Source organism: Listeria farberi (genome assembly GCF_014229245.1).
Lineage (GTDB): Bacteria > Bacillota > Bacilli > Lactobacillales > Listeriaceae > Listeria > Listeria farberi.
Genome location: NZ_JAARZJ010000016.1, coordinates 39,739 through 66,234, shown reverse-complemented (window position 1 = coordinate 66,234; position 26,496 = coordinate 39,739). Strand labels below are relative to the sequence as shown.

Genomic DNA, 26,496 nt, shown 5'->3' with positions numbered 1-26,496 from the left:
CGAATGAATCAGAAGTAGATGGGGCCAATACGGAAGGAAGTAGTAATGGTCCACTCCCAAATCCAGCACAAGATGGGAAGTTAGCAAAAACAGGAGATAAGAGTATGTTGTCTCTACAAGGAATAGGGGCAGGATTATTAGCGTACCTATCCGGAGTATGGTTATGGGCAAGAAGAAAAAAGAAAGCATAAAGAAGTAAGATAGAAACACGAAAACAACCAGGAACTGTCTCTAAAAGGGAGAGCTCCTGGTTGTTTGTTTAGAATCCTCTGTTCATACCATACTAGTAAGGGTATGCTCTGTATTCACCACATATAAAACACACGATAAATTTTTGAGTGACTGCCATTAAATATGCTTGATATTCTATTGTGGAAATGGGTTGGTTTACTTTTCTTAATTTTGTTGTTCTAATGGAGTAGAAAATAAGATACTCATATTCCACACCTCCCCTCAGCGAAAAAGTTCGTCTGAAGGTAGACGACTTCATTATTATAGAATGTGCCTTTAAATTAGTGAGTAATTTAAAGGATAAATTTTAGATTTGGTCGAATAGAATCTTTTGATACAAAAATTGAGGAAGAACAAGACTGCTTAGAAAGTGCAATCGAATAATCCTATGGAAATATCTAAACCGAAATGACAAAGGTTGCAAAATAAGCCATTCGTGTTACAATAAAAATGGAAATAATGTGTAACATGAATACACCTAACAAAACTCCTAACTGTCGGAAGCGGTTAGGTTTTTTTCAGGAAAAGAGATGACAGATGTTGCTTTTGTGGATTCTGCTCATGTGAAAGCGAATAAACACAAATTTGTCATAAAATATAGATTGTGTGGGACGGACAATTATGCTAATATTATTCATTAATGAACACCGAATAAGCAATTTTATATACAATCCTACTATCTTTACATAAAAGAGAGGATTAACAGAAATGGAGGATTAAAAAATGTTTAGCAAATCGACTTTATTAACTCAATTAGTCTACGTGATTTTATTATTTGCATTGATTATTTTAGGTTGGAATAATATAATCTCTTATGAGACATCTAAGATTTTGATTTCAGTATTATTCATATTATGGGTAATTTCCCTCATCATCATAGCTGTCTACAAAAATAAGAGGAAGTGAATGAGAGATGAACAACAGAAAGAAAAAGAGAGTTTTAGCAACGTTTTTAGTATTATGTGTCATGGTTTTAATCGCATCCGTTAGTTTTCCGAATGAGGCAAGTGCTTCAAGTGCATACCCTAAAAAAGGGTATGTGAAAAGCCAATATGCCGGGAATATTAAGATTGAAGACGTGTATTTGAACCGTGCAGAAGCGAAAAAATTATCTGACAAGTTAAAAAGAGGTGCAAGTAAAAAGCAAGAATTTGTGAGTTACGCCTCTAGTTTAATCCCAGTAGTTGGGCCGGTTCTTGGATTTATGACAATGGAAGCAGGCTGGCAGAAGAGGGATGACGCCAAAAAGATTGATAAATTGTTGAAGAACAAGAATACAAAAGGTATTCATGTATATGATACTTCTTCAATGGGAAGAGCTGCTGCTACAGGTGGGAGTACTACACAACACAAAATTACGGCATGGGATGGTAAGCGAGGAAGTATTAAGTCTGGATTTAAAGTCCCAACTTCTAAACAGAAGAAATACTTAAAAGTTACAAAAACAAAGATAGTTAATTAATTTCATAATTAAAAGAAGACCTACAAGTTAATTTTGGAAATAGAATTGTCGTAGAGACACCCAAATACCCTAGCCGCGTGAACAGCTAGGGTATTTCTGTGGGATTAGAAAGTATATTGTTGCTAGAACGCAAAAATATACAAGAGAGAATAAGTGGTATATGCTTAGCGTATTTTATTCTTGATATAACGTAGGAAACTTGCTTGCTTTAACAGTATAACGCAGAGTATAATTAAAATGAAATGGTCAAAGTGCAGCGAAAAAACTAAGGGAGTTTTACTAAATGAAAAGCATTGATCAATATAATATTTTGTTATCATTTCCTTCCGATGTGACACAAGAGATTAAAATTATAGAGACAGTATTTAAGCGATTTAATAATTTTGCTAATGGCATGGGAATTGGAATAAAGAGTAAACATTGGAGTAAAGATACTTATCCAGCAGCAGGTCAAAGACCACAAAGTAGTATTAATGAGCAGATTGTAGATGAAAGTGATGCTATCATTTGTATATTTTGGACTAGGTTTGGAACGCCGACAGGTGATTTTGGATCTGGTACAGAAGAGGAAATGGAGCACTTATTAGATAGTGGTAAACAAGTATTTTTGTATTTTTCCCATATAGGAATTGACCCAAGAAAAATAGATTCTGAGCAGATGAAAAAAATTGAAGCATTTGAAAAAAAACATCGAGAAGATACTTTATATAAATCATATGATACTATTGATGAATTTGAAACAATTTTAACACAAGATTTAAACTTATATTTTTTAGATAAAATGAAGCCTGGACAAGCTAAAGAACAAAAAAAGAGTGATTTGACTATAAAATGCTTTTCTTCTAATGGTGACTCCAGCAAAAGAGAGTTAGAGCCTGCACTACCTGCTACTATATCAAAAAAATTAGAATTAAAAGAACTAAAGCAAGATTTTTTGAAAATTAAAGAAATGTCAATTCTTAAGGTGGAAATCATCAATCTAATAATCCAGATAATCCCGAGTTTAAAAGTACTTGAGACTTACAATAAAAGTAGAGAGGTAATTTTTAGTCAAGAGAAGCAAGTGGCAATCAAGGAATTTGGGCAAACGTATGATATTGACATGGATGATAATTTCTTTATATTTGATTCATTGCATTATGAAATGGGTTCCTTTGATTTATCTGGTGTTCAATGGAACGTTATAGGTGAGGAAGACAGTAAGAGAAAATATTACCTATTAGAAGATTTGTATAGAAATATTTTAGCTTTTCAAGCCTATCAAAAGTATAGTGAACCGTTTAAGAAATATAGGAAACTAACATTGTTTATAACCAACGAAGGAGAACAATATGACGAAGACATCGATGTTACGCTTACAGCGCCAAAAAGCTCGATTAAATTATTGAATGATTTTAATCCCCCAGAAGATTATATCTTGGATTATTTTAGTGAAAATCTTTTAGAACAGTTATTTTATAACCAAAAAACAGCTGAAATATTAGACTACGGTTACCATTATACTAATAGAGCTGATAGACTAGCCAGAACAGAAGATACGTATAATCAAGCTATAGAAGTGTTAGATGTTATTGATAGGTATGAATCTGGATTAGATGATAAATTTCAACTAAATTTTCCATATTTAAAACAAAATACATCCATATTCTTTCCTGTTCCAATTTTCCTTTCAGAAGACGAAGCAAATAATATTGAAATAACTTATGAAATTAGATCAAAATTTTCATCTTCGATTGTCAAAGGAGTTTTATAGGTAGGAAAAATAATTAGCGAAAACAATATAAAAAAGCAAATAATGAATCTAACTCAATGGCATTGAGTCAAATTCATAGAAACGACGTGAAACATTGGCATTCTAAGAGAGAAGATGAGAAATCCGTCTTCTCTTTTTCTTTGTTTACTTTGAATCTTACTTTTCTAGTCGATGCGAGCAAATTTGTAAGATTGAAAGAATGTAAAAAAAGGGTGTACCCAAAATATACATGGAAGCATCGTTGTGAATACATATTTTCTAATGTATAATTAGGGTGTATATGAAATGATTTTGAAAAGAGGTGCTTTTTACTCATGAAAGTAGCATATGCTCGAGTAAGTTCTACAGATCAAAATTTAGATCGACAAATAGAAGCTTTTAAAAATCATGGAGCCGAAAAAATATTTGTGGAAAAGAAATCCGGCGCAGATATGATTCACCGAGAAGAATTTAACAAAGCGTTAGCTTTTGTTCGCGAAGGTGATTTTTTAATGGTGGAAGCGATTGACAGATTAGGTCGTAATTATCAAGAAGTGATTCAAACAGTCCATGTACTAAAGGAGAAAAAAATAGGGTTAATGGTTACAAGTGTTCCGTTACTCAGTGAACCTTTGGGTGATCCGTTATTAGATCGATTCGTGAAAGATTTACTACTTCAGCTGTTAGCGATGATTGCAGAACGAGAAAGAGAAGAAAGCAAAAGACGACAAGCTCAGGGGATAGCTATTGCAAAAGAAAAAGGGGTTTACAAGGGACGGCCACAACTTTACTCACCCAATGCAAAAGATCCACAAAAACAAGCTGTTTATTATCGAATAGTACAAATGTTAGAAGAAGGGTTAGCCATTAAAACAATAGCTGAAAAAAATAGAGTGACACGGCCAACCGTTTATAGAATTAAAAAGGATGTAGAGAAACTAAAAGAGGCCTGAAGTTTATCCTGGAGGAAATAGGGAAGGAATAATCTGTGCATAAACATGCGTATTTATACATAGGTCATTTTTTCAAAAAGATGGTTTAATGTTGCGAAAAGGACTGTAAAAATGACTTTTTTGTGCTGTTTTATTTTTGAATGTATAGAATAGTGTATATAAACACATAATGTGAATTTTTGAGCATCTATAGGAAGACTTCACTCAGATTGTGGTGCCAGAAAGTGCTTTTTTAGGTAAAAACAGGTCGTTCATGACAAGAATCGGACATTTCATTACATTTTTGGTTATACATTGGTGAAACATGCTACAATTTTTATGTAACATATAAAAATTACATAGAAGGAGTGAACTAGTATGAAGAAACAGCTTGTAATGGTAATAATGTCTTGTTTAGTTTTAGGAAATATTGCGCCAATGGTATCAGTAGCTACTAATGAGGAGTTTCTAACGACAGAGGAAACTAGTTATGAATGGAATAATGAGCCGGCTATTTTACCACCGCTTTCTGGTATATCGCTATTCGCCAATCAAACGGAAGCTGGAGGATCTACGTATAAATATGTTTCACAACAGGTAGTAAACTTGTCTGGTATTAATACTTTATACAAAGCCTTGTTAGCTGGTGGATTAGCAGCTGTTCCAATGGGTCCTCCAGTGGCAAGAGCCATGGTGACAACAGGTTTAAGTAGTAATTTTAAAGGTTATAAGTACATGAGACAAACAATCTATAAAAAATCAGATAACACATATCATTATTATAAAGTTATTGATGAATTTACAAATAACAAGAGTACCTGGAAAGGAGCAGTAACAACCAGTTATCAAAAGGTTAGAAGGTAAAATGCTTAATGTGAGGAGTTTACGATATTGAATTATAAAAAATGGATTGGATATTTACTTTTCTTTATTGTTTTATTTAGTGTAGGGACACTAATTTTTAATAACTTTAATATTATCGTTTTAGTGGTTGCGACTGTTTCCTTTGCAATTGCCATTATTCCCTTTGTTAAAAAGAAGACAAATAATTCAGCGAAATAATGATAGGAGTAAAAGAGATTTACCTTACCATATTTTTGTAGATGCATACAAAAATGGTTCTGGGCAAATGGAAGATAACATGAAACACCCACCGTTGCCAAAGCAATTAGAAGATATGAAGTAACAACTTATACAGATGAAAATCAGTAATGGCCAATGAGATGGATGATAGTTTAGAAATCCGGGTATTATTTTTCCAAAAAACATATTTTAATGTTGCAAAAAGGGCTGTGAAAATGCCTTTTTTTGTGCCATTTTATTTTTAAATGTATAGAATAGTGTATATAAACACATAATGTGAATTTTTGAGCATTAATAAGTACGTTTCACTCAGGTTGTGGTGCCAGAAAGTGCTTTTTTAGGCAAAAAGAAGTCGTCCATGACAAGAATCGGACATTTCATGACATTTTTGGTTATACATTGTTTTTCTATGTTATGTTTTTAGTAACAACGATTACTAAGGAATAGAATACACATAGAAAAGAGGATGCAGAATGAAAAAAGGGTTATTTGGGCTTATAGTGGCACTGTTAGTGCTAAGTGGAATGTGGTTAGCTCCTGGAATCGGTCAAGCACAAGCTATCGCTACGGTTGATTATGAGGCGTTATACGCGCAGGGAGTGTCTGAAGGAATTATTTCATCAGCCGATGTAAGCTTGGAAACATGGGTAGAAGCAAATGAAAACGAGTACAAGCAAGTGTATCAAGACGGATTAAGAGACGATGTGTATGATGCATCGATGACCTATGAGGAATGGATCAAGTTGAATAATTATGGGCAACCACCCGTAGTCGATGAAAACTGGGAAGAAGTGCCACAAAATCCCATGGTGAGAGGCGTATATAAGGGCTATACCGTTAAAAAAGGCGATATTTTGATTACGAATGGGACCTCTTCTTCTGGTTTATTGGGCCATGCGGCCATTGCGAATGGTAATGAGTATATATTAGATATTCCTGGCAAAGGAGAAACAACACGACAACTACGAACAAGTGTATGGATGGATAGTTATGATAAATATGGCTGGGTAAAAGTATATCGTTTGAAAGATAGTTCGGTCGCTAACGCAGCAGCAGTATGGGCAGATAAGAATTATTATTCGACAAAGGGGACCTCGAAACAAGATATATTCCCTAAATATGGATTAACAGGAAGTCGTTACGCTAAAAATCCAACATACTGTTCTAAAATAGTCCTGCAAGCTTTTTATTTTGGGACAGGAAGTAAACCAGTGGTACAAGTGTTTCCATCATTAGTCACCGTATATGATTTGCCTAACTATTTTTCGAAAGCCTATAAGCCACAACAAGTAAAATACTTTAAATAAATCTAAATTAGTGGGAAGTGTTCGGGATGAAAAAATATAAAAAGTGGTGGATAATGTTAGGTGTTTTATTGGTTCTTTGTTTCATCGGATATCTATTTTTATCGGTGATTCCAAGGCATAAGGCGAATGAAGCTGTCAATGATTACTTAGCAGCGCAGAAGGTGGAGTCTAATCAAATTAAGACGAGAGCTATTCAGAAGGATTGGACACAGGGAGGATACTTTATCACGATAGTATTCAAAGATGATCCTGATTTAGTATATAAATATTATTATGAGAATAAAAGAAAGGATCCCTATCATATCAATCTACTTATATTTAAAAACGGGTCGGGCCAATTGGATAATCAAGTGAAGCATCCCCCATTAGCGGAACAAGATGGAGAACAAAAGTAATCCTATAAAGTGGATGTTAAATAGTGATAATGGACAATGAGATGAATAATTTGCGCACATCATTTAGTTAACTAGATGGTGTGTTTTTGTGCTATAAGGAAGTATCCAGAACCTTATATTACTAAAGTTAGGAAGTTAGCATTTTTTAAAAGGATAATACCTGTAACCAAGTACACAAAACTGGCACATTTTGTGTGAAAAAAGCATGTTATACTGATATTTGAAAAATATGTAGGGAGGAGGTTTTATAAAATGAATCCAAGAAAAACAGCATTCTCTTTAACCTTAGTTGCTGTAATTACGGCTATTATTCTGATGTTATTGTCGCTCTTACGGTAATTACGTTAATTATCAGACTTATACTAATTATTTTTGCAGTACTAATGAAGCGCAATGCGAAATTATTTGGTATTTTAACGCTAGCAGCTGGCGTAGTAGGTTTCTTTTTAATAGGCTTACTTTTTGGATTGTTCCAGGAGTGCTTGCGATTATTGCTGGTATTATGTGTTTGGCGAGAAATGTGGAAACAGTCTAAGGACAGCGTCATTTGGTGGAGTCAATGGAAGAATAAAAGAAGAGAGTGAGAAGGATATTTGGAGACATTTTAAACGTTTTTTTTCGAATAAATGACAAAGAGGGAACATGCAAAAGAGAAGATTAAAAATTGTTTAGCGGATCGACTTTGTTTAAAACTGGTGTTAGTTTAGTATCAAATCTTAGACATCTTTTCGTAGAGATAAAAATAAATTAAACTTATCTATGAGAGGGTGGATTTTATGACCCGATACGAAGAAAATTTCAAACAGATGATTGTTGAACTGAATCAAACTGGACGTTCTGTTCTAGGATTGGCGAAAGAATATGGCTTAGCGGTCGCTACTAAAATGTGTCCAAGCTATTGACTCAAATCTAAATAAAAAATGGAAAGAGCGGGATATTTTTGGGTCGCCATTCGATGTTTCAGTCAGAGTAGTTTTTTGAAATCACCGCCCTATTTTATACTGTCTGAATAAAATGAATTAAAAATTGGAGGAGTTGTTTATGATGAAGAAGTCAGCTTTGAAATATTTAGCATTACCATTATGTATACTCTTGTTGTTAGCAGGATGTGGGGGTTCCGGAGGAAAGACGGCGGATAGTGATAAGAAGGGGGCGTCTGCAAAAAAAGACGAACTTCGCATCGCTATTTCAGCGAATCCCCCTTCTCTAGATGCTCAGATCGCAAACTCTAATATCACAGCGCAAGTTGGTTATCATATTTTTGAGCCGCTTTTCGCGATGGATGAGAACTTTGAGCCACAAGCGGTGCTAGCTGATTCTTATGAGGTAAGTGAGGATGGGAAGGAATACACGATTAAATTGTTGAAAGGTGTTAAATTTCATAATGGTAAAGAGATGACCGCTGATGATGTTGTGGCCTCTTTAAATCGTTGGGTGAAAGATTCGCAAAAAGCGAGTACATTGATCGGTGGTTCCAAGTTTGAAAAAGTCGATGACTACACAGTGAAGATGACTGCTAATGAAGCAGCATCAGATATTATCACTGTGCTTGCGAATCCGATTATGTTTGCGGCGATTTACCCTGCGGAAGTCGTAGAGGAAGCTGGAGAAAAAGGGATTAGTGAATACATTGGAACCGGTCCTTATAAATTAACGAAGTGGAAGCAAGACCAATTTATTCAATTGGATAAATTTGATGACTACAAAGTCAGAGAGAATGCGACGACTGGTCTAGCGGGTAAAAAAACAGCGGCTACAAAGACGCTGACTTTTGAAATTGTAACAGATGCGTCAACCCGAATCGCCGGTGCGAAAAATGGACAATATGACATTGTGGAAGAGATTCCACAAGATAATTATGAAGAGCTGGAAAAAGCGTCTAATCTAAAACTGGACGTGACTAAAGGCGGAACACTGAACCTGTTTCTTAATACGACTGTTGGAATAATGGAAAAACAAGAGATGAGACAAGCTATATTAGCAGCACTTAATATGGATGATATTCTTCTGGCAAGCTATGGAAACAAAAAGCTTTATGAAGTAAATCCAGGCTGGTTCGACCCAGAGGATAAACAATGGGGCAGCGATGCTGGGAAAGAATACTACAATCAAAATGATTCTGAAAAATCAAAAGAATTGTTGAAGAAAGCTGGCTACAATAATGAGAAGCTGGTCATGGTAACAACTCAGGACTATCCAGAGATGTATAATGCTACATTGGTCGTACAAGAGCAGCTTAAGAAAGTAGGAATAAACGCCGAAGTAGAAAGCTATGACTTCAGTACGTTCATGGAGCATCGTGCGGATCCAAATCAAAACAGTATGTTCATCACCAGCAATGCCTATAATGTTTTTCCAATCCAATTAACCGTACTTGATAAGACTTGGGCTGGGATGGACAGACCAGAGGTTACTGATGGGATCAAGGCAATGCGTTTTGCGGATTCCCAAGAGGACGCGAAAGCAGCTTGGGACGATTTGCAAGGATACATCTATGAATATGGCGGCGCAACAGTCCTTGGTCATTTTACTGGAGTGAATACGGTCAGTAATGACGTAAACGGCTACGAATATATGAGATTCCCGATTTTCTGGAATGCAACGGTCTCAAAATAAAAGATAGACGCGGTGAGATGCGACAGCGGCTCGCCGTTTTTTTAAAGAAGTATAGTTAAAAAGGAGCACATTATGTTTTCTTATATAGTAAAACGAATACTATCATTGATTCCAGTCTTGTTTATCGTATCGCTCATCACCTTTCTAATTGTCTATCTGACACCTGGAGGACCAGCTACTGCTATTCTTGGGATGGAAGCGACGCCTGAACAGATCAATCAGATGAACGCACAGCTTGGGTTTGATCGGCCGTTTCTCGTTCAATACGTTGATTGGTTGGGCGGGATTGTTAGAGGGAATGGAGGGGAATCCTATTTTCTGCGACAATCAGTGATTTCTGCAATTAGTGAGTATTTTGGACCAACGCTGAGCTTGGCGATTATGGCTCAAATTTTTGCGGTGATTATTGCGATTCCCCTCGGTATATTAGCTGCTTATAAGCGGGGAACTGTCATCGATGTAATGGCGGTATCTGTGTCGCTACTTGGCTCAGCCCTTCCTGGTTTTTTATTGAGTATGTTTTTGATGTTGGCATTTAGCGTCTATAATCAATGGTTCCCCGTAGCGGGTTATGTCGATATTTCTTCAGGTATAGGGGAGTATTTTAAATACCTATTTCTTCCGGCGTTGTCATTAGGCATCGTACAAGCAGCCTATCTTACACGAATGATAAGATCTTCCTTATTAGACGTTCTACATAAGGGTTTCATTCAAACTGCTCGTGCCAAAGGATTAAAGGAAAAGAGCATCATCTTGAGTTATGGGCTGAAGAATGCTGCTCCGGTCATTTTAACTGCGATTGGTCAATCTTTTGGCAGTCTGATAACAGGAACAATCGTTACCGAAACACTGTTTAACATTCCAGGACTTGGGATGCTCACGATGTCCGCTATCAATCGGCGGGATGTTTTTGTGATTCAAGGAGTCGTTCTATTTGTGACGTTACTCTATGTCTTGATTAATTTGTTAGTAGACGTTTTATACGGATTTGTGGACCCAAGGCTTCAGCCGGGGCGTAAATAGGAGGTGAGAGCATGTATTTAACCAGGAAAAGTATATCTGAAGCGGGCGTGGCAATCGTCAAAGAGCAAAAGCAACTTCGCAAGGAAAAACTACTGACAAATCCAGCGCTTATCATTGGACTGGTTGGTTTTGCCGCAATCTTTGCCGCTGCAATGATTATTCCGATGTTTAATTCAACAGATCCTAATGCAATGGCCGTTACGGAACGTTTCAACGCGCCTAGTAGTCTTCATCGGTTCGGTACGGATAAATTTGGCAGGGATATTTTGATTCGCTTAATGTATGGAGCCAGAGTTTCGCTGTGGGTGGGCGGTTCTGTAGCTATATTTTCTTGCGTGATCGGGACGATTATTGGGCTATATGCCAGTTATTTCAAGCTGCTGGATCATTTCCTGATGCGGATTTGTGATGCGTTGATTGCAATTCCCGGGATTTTATTAGCGATCTCTTTCATTACGGTTTTCGGTACCTCCAGCTGGAATGTGGTATGGGCGCTCACCATCGTATATACACCAAGTGTTGCCAGGACTGTTCGGGCTAGCGCGATGGTGATTAAGGAGCAGCCGTATATCGAGGCTGCTAAAGTACAGGGCTTCAGTAGTTTCAAAATTTTGCGGAAGCTGATTTTACCTGGGGTTATTTCCCCACTGACGGTTCAAGCGTCATTTATTTTTGCGCAAGCGATTATTTCTGAGGCAGCCTTGAGCTTCTTAGGAGCGGGGGTACCAGCACCAGCGGCAAGCTGGGGAAATATGCTACAGGATAGTAAGCTAATCTTTTCGAAAGCCCCATGGACAATGATTGCTCCAGGGATTACAGTAGTCATTTGTGTGCTGAGCTTGAATCTTTTAGGTGATGGGATTAGAGATTACCTTGATCCAAGAGTCAAAGGAGGTAAAAAATAGTGGCTAAACAAGAGGTTGAAGCTAAAGAAATTCTAGAATTCAAACGTCTTAAAGTGAAATTCGCTATTCATAAGCAATGGCTTCCGGTAGTAGACGAGGTAGATCTAAAGATTCATGCGGGTGAGATCATTGGGATTGTTGGGGAGTCAGGTTCGGGGAAAAGTGTCATGGCGCAATCTGTTTTGCGGCTACGCGATCATGATACAGCCGTAAGATATGAAGGGGAGATTCTTTTTGAAGGTAATGATTTATTACAGAGTTCCCTTTCGCAGATCAGAGATATTCGCGGGAATAAAATTTCAATTATCTTTCAAGATTCATTGAATTCGCTAAGTCCTGTGCATACTGTTGAGAAGCAGCTAAGTGAAGTGATTACTCTTCACAAGCAGGTGTCAAAGAGTGAAGCAAAAAAACAGAGTATGGAAATGCTGCATCTGACCGGTATTCCTGATCCCTCAGGCTGCTTAAAAAAATATCCCTTTGAGCTGTCAGGCGGTATGCAGCAACGGGTAATGATTGCGATGGCACTGGCTTGCGAACCCAAACTCTTGATTGCAGATGAACCAACGACTGCATTAGATGTAACGATTCAAGAGCAGATTTTACGTCTTATTAAGAACCTGAACGAAACGATGGGAATGTCTGTCCTTTTTATTACACACGATATGGGCGCTGTTTCTAAACTCTGCCATCGCATTAAGGTGATGTATTTAGGTCAAATCGTTGAAGATGCTGAAACTGAAAAACTATTTGAAACGCCGTTACATCCTTATACCAAAGGGTTGATCGGTTGTATTCCCCATCTGAAAACCGAACGTGGTAATCCTCTCCCTACAATTCCTGGGACGGTTCCGGCGCTTTCTGAGATCCCCAAAGGCTGCCATTTCTGTACTCGATGTACCTATGCAGAGGAATGTTGTTTTCAAGAACAGCCGCCGATGATCGAAGCCAAGCAGGATCATTTTGTAAAGTGCTGGAGATATGGCAAATTCGCGGATTTAAAGGAAGATTAGTGATGGGAAATAATTTATTAGAGATTAGAAACCTTAAAAAATCATTTCCTATCCGCAGACAAAAGTTAGGCCTTTTTGGCCAACGTGAACAAATGCTGGCAGTCGATAACTTGTCATTCACGATAAAAGAAGGCGAAACATATGGACTGGTGGGAGAATCAGGCTGTGGCAAGTCAACGACAGGACGAATGCTCGTTGGGTTGGAGAAACCCAACAGCGGATCTATCATGTATGAGGGGAAAGACCTGAGTACGCTGAATGATAGAGAATTTTCCCCATTGAGAAAAGAGCTGCAGATGGTCTTTCAGAACACATTGTCTGCACTAAACCCAAGGCAAAGAATTGGCAGTATTCTTGAAGATATTTTAAAAGTACATGGCGTATCTGATGCCCGTGATCGTCGAGATCAAGTGGTTGACGTTTTAGAGAAGGTGGGATTGTCGGAATATCACTATTTTAGATATCCTTATGAGTTGTCAGGCGGGCAAGTCCAAAGGCTGGGGATTGCCGGTGCTTTGGTGATCAAGCCGCGCTTGATTATCTGTGATGAACCAGTATCCGCGCTGGATGTTTCAATTCAGGCGCAAGTTTTGAATACCTTGATGGCGCTGCAGCAGGATTTACGGCTGAGTTTACTCTTCATCTCGCATGATATCGGAGTGATCCGCTATATTTCTGACCGAATAGGAGTCATGTACCTTGGCACTTTAGTCGAAGAAGCGGAAACCGATGAGCTTTTTAAAAATCCACTGCATCCATACACAAAAGCGTTGTTTGCCTCCGTACCAGATCTTTATATCTGCCAAGAGACCGTTCCCGAGTTTAATGGAGAGCAGCTGGTTAGAACTGATACGTTTAAAGGCTGTGCCTTTTGTACCAGATGCCCTTATGCGATGAGCATATGTGCTGAGAAGACGCCGGAGTTTTTAGAACGATCTCCTGGTCATCGAGTGGCTTGTCACCTGTATGATAGCATGGAGTAAATTGATCTATGTAGGATAGTACCAAAAAAGAGGGATGTTAAACGTAACTGAAAAAGGGACTATTCGATGACTTGAAAAGGGGTTAAAAATCATTTTAGCCAATTCTCCGTATCTTCCACGTGGAAAGGTGAGCAACTAAGATTCAATACAGGGGCTCGATGAGCCGAACGGTCCACGATGGCCGCTGTAAGTATTGGATCTTAAAGGTTTTTTCTCATCAATTAAAGGAAAGATTAGTTGTAATAATCATCGAATCAGCAGCTGTTCGATTGGAGCGTAGATTAAAAAGAATCTCGCTCCAACTTGATCAAATGATATGTAATCAAGTTCATCCAAAATAACCAATCGTACTTTCCAAAACGTCGTTTATAAAAATGGAGTTAATTGGCGCTCATCGACTCTTTCAATTCAATGACTAGATTCGGAATATTTGTAAATAAAACACTTTTTCCTGAAAGATAAGCTTCCATTCCTAAGACAGTCGCTAAATGTGTTTTTCCATTACAAGTATCTCTCATTAGAATGAGCTTCTCTTTTTGTTCAATAAAGCGTAATGTCTTCTAAATGGATATCTATATAGCCGTCAGAAGCGGTTTTACTTGGTAGTTTTGATTGATGTATCAATGTTTGAATTCGCTTGTTTTGTCGCTGTTTAATCTATGCAAAAAATTACTTGTTTTTAGTGGATGATGCTTTTAAAGAGTTAGGGATGAATGTATTTTGGAGTGTCTTATTTTTCGGTTTTATTATCGTTAGTGTGGACATTCTCTGTATTATTTATATGTATACCAGTTTCTTGGCGCTTGTTTTGTATCCACTGTGTATTTTACTCGGGCCAATTATCGTCATTGTGGCAGCTTATTCATTGTATCTCTTAGTCAGAATAATGAAAGAAAGGAAACAGATGGCATATCCTCGCAAATAAATGACTCAATGAAAGGAAGAATGAATCATGATGAACAGAGTGGTACTAGTAGGACGTTTAACCAAAAAACCAGAGTTACGCTATACGCCAGCAGGTGTTGCTGTAGCTACATTTACGTTAGCGGTAAATCGTACATTTACTAACCAACAAGGAGAACGAGAAGCAGATTTTATTAATTGTGTTGTTTGGCGCAAGCCAGCAGAAAACGTGGCTAATTTCCTGAGGAAGGGAAGTATGGCCGGTGTGGATGGACGTGTTCAAACGCGTAATTACGAGGGGAACGACGGTAAAAGGGTGTATGTCACGGAAATTGTGGCAGAAAGTGTACAATTTTTAGAACCAAAGAGTGTCGCAAATGGTGGGGCTAGAGCTTCTTTTCCAGATGAACGTTCTGCCCCTCCTGAAAAAGAAACGAATCCAAGTTCGAACAATCCGCCAAGCAAGCCTTTGGAAGGAAGAAAGGGACCGATAACTGTTTCGGATGATGATTTACCATTTTGATTTATTGATAAGGTTAAAAATGTAGAAAGATTGTCAAAACAGCTCCAGATTTGTTATGATGTAACTGAAAAGAGAGCCATGCGCTAACATGATTCTCTCGTAGCAGTAGCACCGCGTAAAGACGGTAGCCATTGGTATCTAAATAGAAGTAACTATCTCCTCCCTCTCTGAAAGTGGTTTAGATGGTTACTTCTTTGGTTTATTAAAGTCTAATATCAGCACAATCAATGAGGCAAAAGCCGACATTAAAGTCATTGCTTCAAATACAGACATGCTTTATTTCTTTCTAGGAGTAAAACCTTTGTAAACCATAGGCATCACTCCCTAAATGGGATTTAGCCACCATCTTTCCACGATTACTACTGCAGTTATTATTGATCAAAAAGGAAAAAAGACAAATGTTGCAAAACAAGTCATTCGTGCTATAATAGAGTAGAAGATAGCAAGTCCATCTGGACACCCAAACACCCTAGTTGCGGTAACAGCTAGGGTGTTTATTTGGGGTTAGAATAAAGTATCGTCTACTTGTTGTTATTACGCCGATCTTCTAACATGTGTTTGAAAAACGCAATTGCGCATCCAACCACAACCGGCGCAATAATTGCTGAAAATAGCAAATCCATACTGTTCACCTACCTTCAGACTAGATGTTCGTCTGAAGGTAGACGACTTCATTATTATAGCACGTGCCTTTAAATTAGAGGGCAATTTAAAGGATAAATAATAAATTAAAACAATTAGTTGAATCTAACTTGATGGCATTGAGTTGGATTCGCCATTCATAGGCATTCTAAGAGAGAAGACAGATTTTTGGTCTTCTCTTTTTTGTAGCGCTGGATCTTAATGACTATTATAAGAACCTGATGTTGTATAAAATTGGGAAAACTATTTTTCAGGAAAAGGAGTGACAAACAAGTAAATAGAACATAGCTTAGATGAAGTAGGAAAAGCTTGCAAATAGAAAAGCAGGAATCGTTGTATAGAGCTATTGAAAAAGATAGCGGATACAAGTTTTTTAAAGTTATTTTTCTATAGATAACACCAAACGTCTGGAAGAGCACATGAAACGTATTTTTATAGTAGCTTAGTAAAAAATAATAGGCATGTGATAGCTTATTATTTTGAATGCTAGGAAGGAAATAGAAATTGAGGTTTTCGAGGAAAGAAAGAGAACAAACACAAAAAAATTGGCGTATGTGGAAAAAGGAAAACAGTGGCTTTGTGGGGCTGCTTTATTTTTCACAGTCGTTTCATCACCAGGTATGCTGGTTTTAGCAGATGAAGTAAATTCCAGTGATGCAACAGAGGTAATAGCAGGAGAAGAGGCGCCTCCTCTTTCAGAGGGATCTACTGAAAATGAGGTGGAAGGAGAAACAGAGGAAGATGGGACGTCTTTCTCTGAGGTTGTAAATCTGAATCAACAAGAAGAAAATACACCAAATACAACGGAGAATAACGAAGCGAAGGTTGAGGGAGGAAAGAAGGAAAGACCGAAGCAAGGGAGACTCATCACGACACCAACAGCAATCAGTGATATCTTTCCAGATGCTAATTTAGCAGAAGTAATACGAGTTCAATTAAACAAAGCTTCTGTTAGCGACTTGGTAACACAGAGTGATTTGGATAGTATTACTTATCTCTCTGCAACAACAAACAAAAACATTGCTGATATCAGCGGAATGGAAAACTTGACAAAAATGCAGATCCTGAATCTGAATGGTAATCAGGTAAGTGACGTAAGTGACGTAAGTGCGTTAGCTAGTCTGGTAGACCTAAAAGGCTTGACGGCGAGAGCGTGTCCCCAGTTAAATATTGCTAGCGTTAATGGCATAGCAAGTCTGGTCAGCTTAGACTTGAATGATAACCCACAGTTAAACGATGTAAGTTTGAATAATATGCCTGAGCTGAAGACCTTTAGTATGGAAGATACTTTCAATAATACCTCAGGAGGAAGTTTACGTTTAAGCAATATGCCTAAGCTAACGACTTTGGACTTGAGCACACAGAATTTAAGTGAAATTAACGTATCTAATCTATCATCCTTGACAGTGTTGGATGCAGAAAGGAATCATTTTAGCAATGTAAGCATAAGTAATATGTCAAGTTTGAGCACCTTGGACCTAGGGGATAACCAGCTAAGTGATATTAGTAATATATCAGACTTACCGAATTTGAAAACTTTGGTCTTGAATAATAATCAGCTAAGTAATATCGATAACATACAGAGCTTCCCTAATCTAGAAAGATTATTTTTGAGTGAGAATCAGCTAAGGGAGCTCAGTGGTGTACTAGGCATCCCGAGTTTGAAAAGCGTGGAAGCAACAGATAACCAGTTAAGTGATGTTAGTGATATATCTATATCAAGCATGCCGAATTTGTCTTTCGTGAACCTGAATAACAATCATATAAGAGATGTGTCCTCACTAGTAGGCTTTCTAGATAATACGGAGCAGTATTATGGTGGGGTATTGGTAGATAATCAAAGCATTGTCTTGCCTGAAATAAATTGGTCTCCCTCGCTAGAGATACCAGTTACAGAAACAAATGGGCAAAATGCAACTAATGTATCAAATATCTCTAATGATGGACAGTTCGCAGATGGTGCAATTACGTGGACAAACTTAGCTAATGCTGAGCAAGAGCTTGATTATTCGTGGAGCTCAAGGTACCAAAATGGTAATAGTAATAATGGTGGAAGTGTTAGTCATAGTGGGAAAACGACTGTACGTGTGACCCCTGTTGCGGTAAAAATTCTAGTAGATAGTGATGGAGATAGTCAAACAACTGGAGATCAAACGTTATTAGCGGAAGAATCAGATGATACATGGAATTCTTTAGAAGACATGTATAATTACGCAAAAGATCAATTAAATGGAACAGACTATGGGTTGATAAGTATTGCTCCAAATAGTGATGGAGAGTATGTCATTCTGGTATCCAAAGTAGGCTCGCTGAAAAAAGAAGATGCTAGTGGAACTGCTGTAGGAACAGACGTACCTTATACACCAACCTATACTGTTACAGGTACAGGAGATGATGCAGAACTTGTTGTTTCCTATGACGAAGTAGTGATTGATGCCCCACCAGCAGGCTATGTGTACATCTATGAGAAAGGGACGACACAAGAAGCTCGTTATACTGCTGATACATCAATTGCTATTCCGCTTACAGATACAAATGGTAATGGGATACCTCAATGGAAAGAAGATTATACGGTAAAGCAGTATAAAAAAGCAGGAGCTCTACATCCATCTATTCCAGGTGGAAATCTGGAAGTGATTGGCGTACCGGATGATGCCGTAGGCGGAGATATTGTGACGATACCGCCAGATACGATTACCGGATCAGATGGGAGAGAATATATTGTAGATCCAAGTATCGATATAGATCCCGATACCCCAGGAGTACAAATTACATTGACGGATGATGAGCAAGATATTCCATACCTTGATGTACTTTTATCTGAGAGTGAATCTACATCTGCATCGTTGAGTGAAAGTGAGTCTATGTCACTGAGTGAATCGGAATCGACATCATTGAGCGAAAGTGAATCCTCTTCCTTGAGTGAATCGGAATCAATCTCGCTGAGCGAGTCGGAGTCCATCTCGCAAAGCACATCGGAATCGATTAGTACATCGGAGTCCATTGAACAAAGTGAAAGTGAGTCCGGGTCTTCGACAACTGGAACGAATGCATCGGAAGTAGATGGAGCGAATGTGGAAGGAAGTAATCCACCTCTTCTAAATCCAGCACAAGATGGGAAACTAGCTAAAACAGGTGATACAAGTATGTTATCTCTACAAGGAATAGGGGCAGGATTATTAGCGTACCTATCCGGACTGTGGTTATGGGCAAGAAGAAAAAAGAAAGCATAAAGAAGTAAGATAGAAACACGAAAAATAACCAGGAACTGTCTCAAAAAGGGGGAGCTCCTGGTTGTTTTTTATGAATGTCTGTTAATATTAATGAGGTTTTCAACTGGCAGAATAATTAATAAAACGAACAAATGAATCTAACTTAATGACATTGAGTTAGATTTGCATACATAGCGTGAGTTATTGCCGTTTTATGAGAGAAGCCGATTTTTTTTGTTCTCTTTTTTTCATAGTGTTTGAATTTAAAATTCACTATAAGAACTGGTATGGTGTAAAAATGAAAATGTCTTTTTTTAAGAAGAAGAGTGACAAACGAGTAATTAGAATAAAGCTTAAATAAAGTAGGAAAAACTTGTTAATAGAAAAGTAGGAATCGTTGTATAGAGCTATTTAAAAAGATAGTGGATATGAGATTTCTGCTTGTTTTGATGTATTTTTCTAAGTTATTTCTATAGATAACAACAAACGTACGAAAAAGTGCATGAAATGTATTGTTAAGATTATGAAACACGAGATAATTTTATTGGCGTAAGCTAATTTTAAGAGGCAGGCGTGAGCTCAATGAAGGATAAAATAAGGATTTCTAGAGATTAATTAGATAAATAAGCGACAAAAGTTCTCCCGTATTTACAGTTATAAGAAAAAAAGACATTGTTTTGGTATATACAATATGCTACATTTCAGTTGTGTTATTTTGCTAGTAGCAATGATAACAAAGGGCAGGAATTATCGAATAAGCCGTATGAAGTATACAAAATAAACAACCCTAATTTCGCTAATACGGAGAATTACTATGTTAGGATAACGGCTTATGATGCAAATGGTGACACTATAGCGCTTCAAAACGCATCTCGATTCGCATTAGGTGATTCGAAGTTCCTGACTTTGAGGCGATAACAAATGAAGAGCTTGGTATTAAAGATGGTGATTACAATAATGAAGAAATGGAAGTAGTGGAGAAAATATATACTGCAGTGGAAGAAATTCCTGAATCTATAGTCAATAGTGGGGAGAGTAATACCATTGAATGGTTGGAAGAGGAGACAGGATATCCAGTTGCTGTTACAAATGATGAACAGTTACAATTCTATTGTACAAGATCCTAATCAAATAACGACATATGGCGCTATTGGGTGTGCTATAGCAATAGGTACAGCGATTGTTGCATTTGGTTTTCCGGCAGCTAAGATCTTAAAATTAAAAGCAGTTATGAAAGCCTTGGGTGGTGCTATGAAGTTTGCCAAACAATTTTATAAATCGTATAAATACTACTCAAAAAATAGGGGAAAGGGAGCTGCGCTTAAAAAGACGGTCAATTCAATAGGAAAAAAACTAAAGGCTAATATGAAAAATGCTTTGTTAGATTTACTGGGTATAGGGGCCATAATTGATCAGTGTAGGTAGCCTGCGAAAGGGGATAGTATGAAAAAAAGAAAAAAGAATATGATTTTTTTATATATGCGCTGATACTGATTACTGGTGTGTTATATCATCATGGTTTGAGCCACTGATAGGTGAAACAACTGTAACAGTAATACAAGCCATACTATTTTGCATATGTGCCCCTATTATCATATGGATGAGATGGCAAAATAGAAGGATGGATAAATAAAATGAAGATAAATAAAATCTTGTTACTATCAAATTGTATTATGTTGATTTTTATACTTGGAGCATGTGATGAAAAAGATAATTACGGTTTAGTAGAAGTAGAAAAGGAGAAGGAAATAGTTTCGTTGTTGGATTCGACAGAAACTAGTGGTGTTCATTATGTTTATTTCGGTAGACCGACTTGTCCAGAGTGTAAGGTATTTCAACCGAAACTAGAGGAAGTTCTTGATAGTAAGAAAATAAAAGTATTACAATACAGATACGTTCAAGGAGTCAGATACGTTCTTTAAGACTATTAGTATGTTTAATGTCTCATCAGTACCAAGCCTAGTTCGAATTGAAAATGGAAAAGTACAAGTGTACAACATCTTGTTTGAAGTAGGAAGTGTGGTGTCGTTTTTTCGTTAATGTAAGGTGCCTAAACCACCTTTTTCTGCTATTATTCCTCATTTTCCAACTATTGAAAACCAGGTATCTTAAATCATTGAGCAAGTGTGTTATAGCTGCTTTCGCATTTTTGATAAATTCCCATCACTTGTTTTTTAAATTCATCATCTCATCTTAGCTGATTAAAATACACTTCTAGAGTTAGGATATTTGTCTGGTCCTAGAGGTGTAATACGAAGCTGGTCTCTTTTAATATAAAAAGCCGAAGAGAAATTATCTCGTCGGCGATGTCATAATCGAATAAAATCAATAAGACTATTCGATTTATATTTAGAAGGGATGAATTTAAAATATATTGGCGGGAATGTGTGGGAATCGAACCCACCTAAGAAGCTCTTAACTCCTCATGCTGGTTTTGAAGACCAGAGGGAACACCAGAACCCATCCACTCCCAATAACTACAAAAATAACTTTAACATTGAACGCGGTAAAAATCAATTGTTAAATTTTATAGAGCTTCAATTGTCGGTTACTAAAATGTTTGATTTTATTAAAAAAATGATATAGTTTCCAATTTTTAAAAGTTGATGACTTCTGTATATTTTAATTTTTCAAGAAATCTTATTCTATTAATTATGATATATCTAAAGATTATGCATCTATTACGCTTTTCAATACCTTTTTTACCCGTCATGTCAAAAGGAAGTGTGGGTTAAAGAATGGTTTCAAATGTATTAAAACTAGCACTAAACGCACTGAGAATAAGAAGGGATATGGAATAATTAAGTGATATATATTTGAAAAGATAGCTTTGGACCCACACTGGGATTATTCTGACACTTAATCGTTATTCCTAAATTATTCGTATTTTAGAATGATAATGAAATATATTAATTTGTTTCTTGATGCTTTCTTAGCTAATGCTAACAATAATATTTTTTTGTGAAAATACGAACAAGAACATGAAAATGACTGTGATTTTCTTAACGACCATGTAAATAGTATTAATACACAGGATATTGAATTTGTTCAGGGGCTATTAGCAGAAAATACTACATTTATTTTCACTGATAAAAATTTGTGCAACTACGGAAAGGATTAGTACAGGTTTTAACTCCATTTGGAAAGATTTTTGTATTGGTAATACGAATTGTTTTTCAACAGTAATTCCTTTTTTATCAATTAAAGCAACTTCGTTATTCCGTTTACCAACATCAATACCAATAAAGAACATTAAATCAAGTTCTTTTGAGAATTTGTCAGATAGTGGTTATCATCCTCTCTACTCTTGAATGATGCAGCCTCGTTAGATATTCAAAAATATGATTTTATCTAGCTCATTCATATACTAGCTTCAAGAGAAGAAGCATCAGTCTTTCGAAGGAAGACTAAGGTGATGTATGACCTCTGCCTGCTTACTACAATTCTAAACCACATAGTGGTTTGAATATATAGAATCATTTTAATAAATGTTCTAAATACTAATATACGAGGAGGTGATAAAATGACAAATTTTCAAATACCATTAAAACAACATGTTGGTGCGCCGTGCAACCCAGTTATTGCCATTGGTGAGTATGTGGAAAAAGGGCAGTTGATTGCTAAACCGGCAGGGCTTGGAGCTAATATTCATGCAAGCGTTTCCGGTGAAATCATTGCCATTTCAGAAACGGCAATCGAAATTCAATTAGCTGAAGTTCAGTCTGATACTTTTGTACCGATTGCCGAGCAAACTGATCATTTAGCTATGATTGAGGAAGCGGGGGTTGTTGGTGCTGGTGGAGCAGGTTTTCCTACATATGTGAAATTATCAACAAAAATTATTGGCGGCTATTTAATTGCTAATGCAGCTGAGTGCGAACCGTTACTAGCACACAATATTAAGCAAATTGAAGAAAATGCTGAGCAACTTGTTCGGGGACTTAAGTATATGATTGAGATTACTGAAGCCAAGAAAGCTTATTTTGCGATTAAGACTAAATATCGAACAGCAATGTATGCTTTAGGGAAAGCTGTGAAAAATGAACCGTTGATTGAAGTTAAATACTTGCCAGATATGTATCCAGCAGGAGACGAGCGTGTGATTATCCGAGAACTTTTGGGGATTACACTTAAGCCGGGCCAATTACCGATTGAAGCGAATGCAATTGTCTCCAACGTTGAGACAATCAAGCATGTAGCAGAAGCCATTGAGTTGCGTAAGCCGTGTATTGAAAAGGATATAACTGTTTCAGGTCGGGTACAGCAAGGCTCGCACGTTTTTGAAAATGTTCCAATCGGTACACCAGTAAAACTATTGATTGATGCAGCAGGAGGCTATGTTGAGCCACATGGCGAAATAGTGATTGGTGGACCATTTACCGGTTCTAGTGGTGAAGAGGCGACACCAGTTAACAAAACAACTGGCGGTGTTTTAGTCTCTATGCCTTTTCCGCAAGAAAATCGAAAAATCGGTATCTTAATTTGCGAATGCGGTGGCGGAAAAGCACGTTTAGAAGAAATTGCACACAACATGGGGGCGGAAGTTGTTTCAGAACAACGATGCAAACGAATGGTAGAAGTAAATGGAAGATATAGATGTGACTTGCCGGGCGTTTGCCCAGGTCAAGCAGAAAAAGTAATGCAAATGAAAAAAGACGGTGCAGAAGTTGTTTTAACAGGCACTTGTCAAGATTGAACAAACACCGTTATGGGTGTAGCTCCTAGGTTAGGAGTTCCGGTTTATCATCATACAGATCATGTGCTACGGGCGGCAAGTCATAAACTATACAGACGATTGCCTACCAATTAAAAATTTAGGAGGTTTTGACTTATGTCAATTACAGTTGAAACTGCTAAAGAGCACGCAAGTGATCCAGCAGTATTATGTTGCCGTGCGGAAGCGGGCATTACAATTGAACCATCAAACTTAGAAGATCCAGCAATTTTTGCGGATTTAGAAGATTCTGGTTTACTAACGATACCAGATAATGGCTTGAAAATCGGCCAGGTTTTAGGGGCTAAATTATTAAAAACGACGGATGCTTTAGTACCTTTGACGGTTGATTTAGTAGAAGGTGTTCTGGAATCAGAAGAAGTAAGCGAATCCGCTGAACAAACAATAGTGGCAGAATCCAGTACGATGCAACCTGCTGCAACTGTCCAAGAAGGACAAGTGTTTTCCGGACAAACGATTAAAATTCACATTGAAGAAGGGAAAGGAATCAATTTAGAAGTCCCGATTCCAGCAATAGCAGCAGCTATGAAACCAACGACGGCATCGCAAGTACAAGCGACCGAAACCACAGCTTCTGTGACCGGTAATCTTGTGGGAGAAACTGCGCAGGAACAAAAAATTCGTGGTTTTATGCGTAAACACTTTAAAATTGAAAAAGTAGTTTTTGCAGAAGAAACGAAAATTGAAGGTACGACTTTATATCTACGAGCGGCAGAAGCTCTTTGTCAAGAAGCTGCAGCTACAGAAAAACTCGTAGAAGGAATGAAACTTGAAATTATCACACCGGATGCTTATGGTACGTACAGTGAGACAATTATGGATGTTCAACCGATTGCAACAAAAGAAGAAGGTGAAATCGGTGAAGGTGTCACACGTATTTTAGATGGCGTTGTTATGATTCTTACAGGGACTGATGCTAATGGCGTACAAATTGGGGAATTCGGTTCATCAGAAGGTGAATTAGACCGTAACATCATGTGGGGACGACCGGGTGCTCCAGATAAAGGGGAAATCTTTATTAAAGCACAGGTCACGATTAAAGCTGGTACTAATATGGAGCGAAGTGGTCCATTAGCAGCTCACCAAGCCGCAGATTATGTGACAGAAGAAATCCGCAAAGCGCTTAAACAAGCTGAAGAAACGCTTGTCGTTGATACAGAAGAGATTACGCAATATCGTCGTCCTAGTAAGAAAAAAGTGCTGGTGATTAAAGAAATCATGGGCCAAGGTGCGATGCATGATAACTTGATTATGCCAATCGAACCAGTTGGGACACTTGGGGCAAAACCAAATGTTGATTTAGGAAACTTACCTGTTATTTTAGCGCCTACCGAAGTGTTAGATGGGGGAATCCATGCGTTGACGTGTATTGGACCAGCATCTAAAGAAACATCGCGACATTATTTTCGCGAACCACTCGTGACGGAAGCGATGAAGGATGAAGAAATTGACTTAGTAGGGATTGCATTTGTTGGCTCTCCACAAGCGAATTCTGAAAAATTCTATGTTTCCAAACGGCTAGGCATGATGGTGGAAGCGATGGGGATTGACGGCGCGATTATTACTACAGAAGGCTTTGGAAATAACCACATCGATTTTGCATCGCACATTGAAGAACTTGGTAAACGTGGTGTGAAAGTGGTAGGAGAGAGTTTTTCAGCTATGCAAGGTGCTCTAGTTGTCGGTAATAAATATATGGAAGCCATGATTGATAATAACAAATCAAAACAAGGCATCGAAAACGAGGTATTATCAAACAATACATTGTGTAAAGAAGATGCAATTAGAGCGTTGGCAATGTTAAAAACATTGCTAGGTGGCGGACAAATTGATAAGCCAGAACGTAAGTGGAATCCTAATGTTAAACAAAGTAACATTGAGGTTATCGAAAAACAATTAGGAACAAAAATTGATTTGGTTGAAAATGAGCAAGTTCTCCCTAAAAGTGAAAAACGCCGAAAAATCTATGAAAAAGACGAAGCATAAGCAAACAAAAATGGAGATATGTTTGAGGTGTGTTTATGGAAGATAGAACAAATCAGTTGACATATATGTCAACTGAACGGATGTACGAAGGTATTTTAGTTGAGATTACAGATGCAAGTGTGACTATTGATATTAAAGGACGCTTAGGGCAATTTATGATTCCAAGGAGAATGATTATTTCAGCAGATCCTCTCCAATTAGGTCAAGAAGTAGGCTTTTTGCTATCTTATCCAGAAGTTTTGGAAGCAGAGCCGAACCAAAAGTATGTAGAGGCTATTCAGTCATATAAAGCAAAACAAGCAGAAATCAAAGCGAAATATAATCCAGAAAATAATTAGTTGAAAGGAGTTTTACCAAATGTCATTAACGGTATTTGAAGGTTTACAATCAGAGATTTTTGTACCAATTACACCAAAATCAATCTTTACACCTGTAAAAAAGGAATTAAAAGAAATGCGTGTTGCTCTAGCTACAGCGGCTGGCGTACATTTGAAAAGCGATCAACGTTTTAACTTAGCTGGAGATACTAGCTATCGTGAGGTCCCGGGAGATGCGCCGACTAGTGAGTTAATGGTATCACACGGTGGCTATGATAATGGAGATGTAAACAAAGATGTTAACTGTATGTTCCCGATTGACCGGTTACGTGAATTAGCGGAGCAAGGTTTTATTAAAGAAGTAGCACCTATTCATTACGGTTTTATGGGGGGCGGTGGGGACCAAGATGCATTTAGTCAAGTAACTGGTCCAGAAATCGCCCAGAAATTAGTAGAGGAAAATATCGATGCAGTTGTAATGACAGCCGGTTGAGGG

General features: G+C 37.5%; 26 protein-coding genes, 1 tRNA gene and 2 pseudogenes. 24 read left to right on the top strand and 5 right to left on the bottom strand.

What is annotated here, in order from left to right; genetic code table 11:
• The 16 genes and pseudogenes from HCB45_RS13270 to HCB45_RS13210 all read left to right on the top strand — a co-directional run.
• On the top strand, positions 1-191 hold a 191-nt coding region (locus tag HCB45_RS13270; protein WP_185620258.1), incomplete at its 5' end, for an LPXTG cell wall anchor domain-containing protein.
• A gap of 953 nt (positions 192-1,144) precedes the next feature.
• Positions 1,145-1,693, top strand: coding sequence for a hypothetical protein (locus HCB45_RS13265; protein ID WP_185620257.1), 549 nt, complete (start codon positions 1,145-1,147; stop codon positions 1,691-1,693).
• A 283-nt stretch (positions 1,694-1,976) separates the two neighbouring features.
• On the top strand, positions 1,977-3,446 hold the full coding sequence (locus tag HCB45_RS13260; protein WP_185620256.1) for a DUF4062 domain-containing protein: 1,470 nt from the start codon (positions 1,977-1,979) through the stop codon (positions 3,444-3,446).
• A 314-nt stretch (positions 3,447-3,760) separates the two neighbouring features.
• Positions 3,761-4,378, top strand: a complete 618-nt coding sequence (locus HCB45_RS13255) for a recombinase family protein (RefSeq protein WP_185620255.1) — start codon at positions 3,761-3,763, stop codon at positions 4,376-4,378.
• A 357-nt stretch (positions 4,379-4,735) separates the two neighbouring features.
• Positions 4,736-5,221, top strand: coding sequence for a hypothetical protein (locus HCB45_RS13250; RefSeq protein WP_185620254.1), 486 nt, complete (start codon positions 4,736-4,738; stop codon positions 5,219-5,221).
• 27 nt (positions 5,222-5,248) lie between these two features.
• Positions 5,249-5,419 (top strand): hypothetical protein, encoded by a 171-nt coding sequence (locus tag HCB45_RS13245; protein ID WP_185620253.1) that lies wholly within the window; start codon positions 5,249-5,251, stop codon positions 5,417-5,419.
• A gap of 16 nt (positions 5,420-5,435) precedes the next feature.
• Positions 5,436-5,543, top strand: a pseudogene (locus HCB45_RS15505) (DUF3139 domain-containing protein); the annotation flags it as partial.
• Positions 5,544-5,913: 370 nt separating this feature from the next.
• The gene (locus HCB45_RS13240) at positions 5,914-6,747 is read left to right on the top strand and encodes a hypothetical protein (protein ID WP_185620252.1); all 834 of its coding nucleotides are present in this window, start codon (positions 5,914-5,916) and stop codon (positions 6,745-6,747) included.
• Between the two features lie 26 nt (positions 6,748-6,773).
• A complete protein-coding gene (locus HCB45_RS13235) occupies positions 6,774-7,142 on the top strand; it encodes a DUF3139 domain-containing protein (protein ID WP_185620251.1) in 369 nt (122 codons plus the stop codon).
• A 362-nt stretch (positions 7,143-7,504) separates the two neighbouring features.
• Positions 7,505-7,677 (top strand): annotated as a pseudogene (locus tag HCB45_RS15500) (DUF4064 domain-containing protein); the annotation flags it as partial.
• A 241-nt stretch (positions 7,678-7,918) separates the two neighbouring features.
• A complete protein-coding gene (locus tag HCB45_RS15310; protein WP_260508448.1) occupies positions 7,919-8,044 on the top strand; it encodes a hypothetical protein in 126 nt (41 codons plus the stop codon).
• Positions 8,045-8,183: 139 nt separating this feature from the next.
• Entirely contained in the window at positions 8,184-9,758 is a 1,575-nt protein-coding gene (locus HCB45_RS13230) for an ABC transporter substrate-binding protein (protein ID WP_185561858.1), read from the top strand.
• A 72-nt stretch (positions 9,759-9,830) separates the two neighbouring features.
• The gene (locus HCB45_RS13225; protein WP_185620250.1) at positions 9,831-10,781 is read left to right on the top strand and encodes an ABC transporter permease; all 951 of its coding nucleotides are present in this window, start codon (positions 9,831-9,833) and stop codon (positions 10,779-10,781) included.
• An 11-nt stretch (positions 10,782-10,792) separates the two neighbouring features.
• Positions 10,793-11,686 (top strand): ABC transporter permease, encoded by an 894-nt coding sequence (locus HCB45_RS13220; RefSeq protein ID WP_185620249.1) that lies wholly within the window; start codon positions 10,793-10,795, stop codon positions 11,684-11,686.
• Positions 11,686-12,699, top strand: a complete 1,014-nt coding sequence (locus tag HCB45_RS15435; RefSeq protein ID WP_312026333.1) for an ABC transporter ATP-binding protein — start codon at positions 11,686-11,688, stop codon at positions 12,697-12,699. The genes HCB45_RS13220 and HCB45_RS15435 overlap by 1 nt, the downstream gene beginning before the upstream one ends.
• A 2-nt stretch (positions 12,700-12,701) precedes the next feature.
• Entirely contained in the window at positions 12,702-13,682 is a 981-nt protein-coding gene (locus HCB45_RS13210; RefSeq protein WP_185620248.1) for an ABC transporter ATP-binding protein, read from the top strand.
• A 380-nt stretch (positions 13,683-14,062) separates the two neighbouring features.
• Here HCB45_RS13210 and HCB45_RS15220 read toward each other — a convergent pair whose 3' ends face one another.
• A complete protein-coding gene (locus tag HCB45_RS15220) occupies positions 14,063-14,227 on the bottom strand; it encodes an ATP-binding protein (protein ID WP_312026335.1) in 165 nt (54 codons plus the stop codon).
• Between the two features lie 407 nt (positions 14,228-14,634).
• On the opposite strand from HCB45_RS15220, the gene ssb reads away from it, so the two are divergent.
• Positions 14,635-15,108, top strand: a complete 474-nt coding sequence (gene ssb, locus HCB45_RS13200; RefSeq protein WP_185620247.1) for a single-stranded DNA-binding protein — start codon at positions 14,635-14,637, stop codon at positions 15,106-15,108.
• A 186-nt stretch (positions 15,109-15,294) separates the two neighbouring features.
• Here ssb and HCB45_RS15495 read toward each other — a convergent pair whose 3' ends face one another.
• The gene (locus tag HCB45_RS15495; protein ID WP_221771116.1) at positions 15,295-15,381 is read right to left on the bottom strand and encodes a putative holin-like toxin; all 87 of its coding nucleotides are present in this window, start codon (positions 15,379-15,381) and stop codon (positions 15,295-15,297) included.
• 248 nt (positions 15,382-15,629) lie between these two features.
• Entirely contained in the window at positions 15,630-15,731 is a 102-nt protein-coding gene (locus HCB45_RS13195) for a type I toxin-antitoxin system Fst family toxin (RefSeq protein ID WP_185342505.1), read from the bottom strand.
• Positions 15,732-16,304: 573 nt separating this feature from the next.
• Between HCB45_RS13195 and HCB45_RS13190 the strand changes: the two genes are divergently transcribed.
• The 3 genes from HCB45_RS13190 to HCB45_RS13180 all read left to right on the top strand — a co-directional run bounded on the left by HCB45_RS13190 (position 16,305) and on the right by HCB45_RS13180 (position 20,884).
• A complete protein-coding gene (locus HCB45_RS13190; RefSeq protein ID WP_185620246.1) occupies positions 16,305-18,983 on the top strand; it encodes a leucine-rich repeat protein in 2,679 nt (892 codons plus the stop codon).
• Between the two features lie 1,023 nt (positions 18,984-20,006).
• Entirely contained in the window at positions 20,007-20,387 is a 381-nt protein-coding gene (locus HCB45_RS13185; RefSeq protein WP_185620245.1) for a hypothetical protein, read from the top strand.
• Positions 20,388-20,596: 209 nt separating this feature from the next.
• Positions 20,597-20,884: a DUF6568 family protein gene (locus tag HCB45_RS13180; RefSeq protein ID WP_185620244.1), complete on the top strand. Its 288-nt coding sequence runs from the start codon at positions 20,597-20,599 to the stop codon at positions 20,882-20,884.
• Between the two features lie 453 nt (positions 20,885-21,337).
• Here the strand turns inward: HCB45_RS13180 and HCB45_RS13175 are convergent.
• A tRNA-Sec gene (locus HCB45_RS13175) sits at positions 21,338-21,434 on the bottom strand.
• A 586-nt stretch (positions 21,435-22,020) separates the two neighbouring features.
• On the bottom strand, positions 22,021-22,215 hold the full coding sequence (locus tag HCB45_RS13170) for a hypothetical protein (RefSeq protein WP_185620243.1): 195 nt from the start codon (positions 22,213-22,215) through the stop codon (positions 22,021-22,023).
• 252 nt (positions 22,216-22,467) lie between these two features.
• On the opposite strand from HCB45_RS13170, the gene prdC reads away from it, so the two are divergent.
• From prdC to HCB45_RS15565, 4 genes are read left to right on the top strand one after another with little or no spacing between them, the layout of a single operon-like run.
• On the top strand, positions 22,468-23,772 hold the full coding sequence (gene prdC, locus HCB45_RS13165; RefSeq protein WP_312026334.1) for a proline reductase-associated electron transfer protein PrdC: 1,305 nt from the start codon (positions 22,468-22,470) through the stop codon (positions 23,770-23,772).
• A 21-nt stretch (positions 23,773-23,793) separates the two neighbouring features.
• Positions 23,794-25,683, top strand: coding sequence for a D-proline reductase (dithiol) proprotein PrdA (prdA, locus tag HCB45_RS13160; protein WP_185620241.1), 1,890 nt, complete (start codon positions 23,794-23,796; stop codon positions 25,681-25,683).
• A 35-nt stretch (positions 25,684-25,718) separates the two neighbouring features.
• On the top strand, positions 25,719-26,021 hold the full coding sequence (locus HCB45_RS13155; RefSeq protein ID WP_185620240.1) for a CBO2463/CBO2479 domain-containing protein: 303 nt from the start codon (positions 25,719-25,721) through the stop codon (positions 26,019-26,021).
• Between the two features lie 19 nt (positions 26,022-26,040).
• A complete protein-coding gene (locus HCB45_RS15565; protein ID WP_221771113.1) occupies positions 26,041-26,493 on the top strand; it encodes a glycine/sarcosine/betaine reductase selenoprotein B family protein in 453 nt (150 codons plus the stop codon).
• The last annotated feature ends 3 nt before the right edge of the window (positions 26,494-26,496 follow it).

Coding starts and splice junctions, on each gene's coding strand:
- HCB45_RS13265 (WP_185620257.1), top strand. CDS start 1,145: ATGAACAACAGAAAGAAAAAGAGAGTTTTAGCAACGTTTTTAGTATTA.
- HCB45_RS13260 (WP_185620256.1), top strand. CDS start 1,977: ATGAAAAGCATTGATCAATATAATATTTTGTTATCATTTCCTTCCGAT.
- HCB45_RS13255 (WP_185620255.1), top strand. CDS start 3,761: ATGAAAGTAGCATATGCTCGAGTAAGTTCTACAGATCAAAATTTAGAT.
- HCB45_RS13250 (WP_185620254.1), top strand. CDS start 4,736: ATGAAGAAACAGCTTGTAATGGTAATAATGTCTTGTTTAGTTTTAGGA.
- HCB45_RS13240 (WP_185620252.1), top strand. CDS start 5,914: ATGAAAAAAGGGTTATTTGGGCTTATAGTGGCACTGTTAGTGCTAAGT.
- HCB45_RS13235 (WP_185620251.1), top strand. CDS start 6,774: ATGAAAAAATATAAAAAGTGGTGGATAATGTTAGGTGTTTTATTGGTT.
- HCB45_RS15310 (WP_260508448.1), top strand. CDS start 7,919: ATGACCCGATACGAAGAAAATTTCAAACAGATGATTGTTGAACTGAAT.
- HCB45_RS13230 (WP_185561858.1), top strand. CDS start 8,184: ATGATGAAGAAGTCAGCTTTGAAATATTTAGCATTACCATTATGTATA.
- HCB45_RS13225 (WP_185620250.1), top strand. CDS start 9,831: ATGTTTTCTTATATAGTAAAACGAATACTATCATTGATTCCAGTCTTG.
- HCB45_RS13220 (WP_185620249.1), top strand. CDS start 10,793: ATGTATTTAACCAGGAAAAGTATATCTGAAGCGGGCGTGGCAATCGTC.
- HCB45_RS13210 (WP_185620248.1), top strand. CDS start 12,702: ATGGGAAATAATTTATTAGAGATTAGAAACCTTAAAAAATCATTTCCT.
- ssb (WP_185620247.1), top strand. CDS start 14,635: ATGATGAACAGAGTGGTACTAGTAGGACGTTTAACCAAAAAACCAGAG.
- HCB45_RS15495 (WP_221771116.1), bottom strand. CDS start 15,381: ATGTCTGTATTTGAAGCAATGACTTTAATGTCGGCTTTTGCCTCATTG.
- HCB45_RS13195 (WP_185342505.1), bottom strand. CDS start 15,731: ATGGATTTGCTATTTTCAGCAATTATTGCGCCGGTTGTGGTTGGATGC.
- HCB45_RS13180 (WP_185620244.1), top strand. CDS start 20,597: ATGAAGATAAATAAAATCTTGTTACTATCAAATTGTATTATGTTGATT.
- HCB45_RS13170 (WP_185620243.1), bottom strand. CDS start 22,215: ATGTTCTTTATTGGTATTGATGTTGGTAAACGGAATAACGAAGTTGCT.
- prdA (WP_185620241.1), top strand. CDS start 23,794: ATGTCAATTACAGTTGAAACTGCTAAAGAGCACGCAAGTGATCCAGCA.
- HCB45_RS13155 (WP_185620240.1), top strand. CDS start 25,719: ATGGAAGATAGAACAAATCAGTTGACATATATGTCAACTGAACGGATG.
- HCB45_RS15565 (WP_221771113.1), top strand. CDS start 26,041: ATGTCATTAACGGTATTTGAAGGTTTACAATCAGAGATTTTTGTACCA.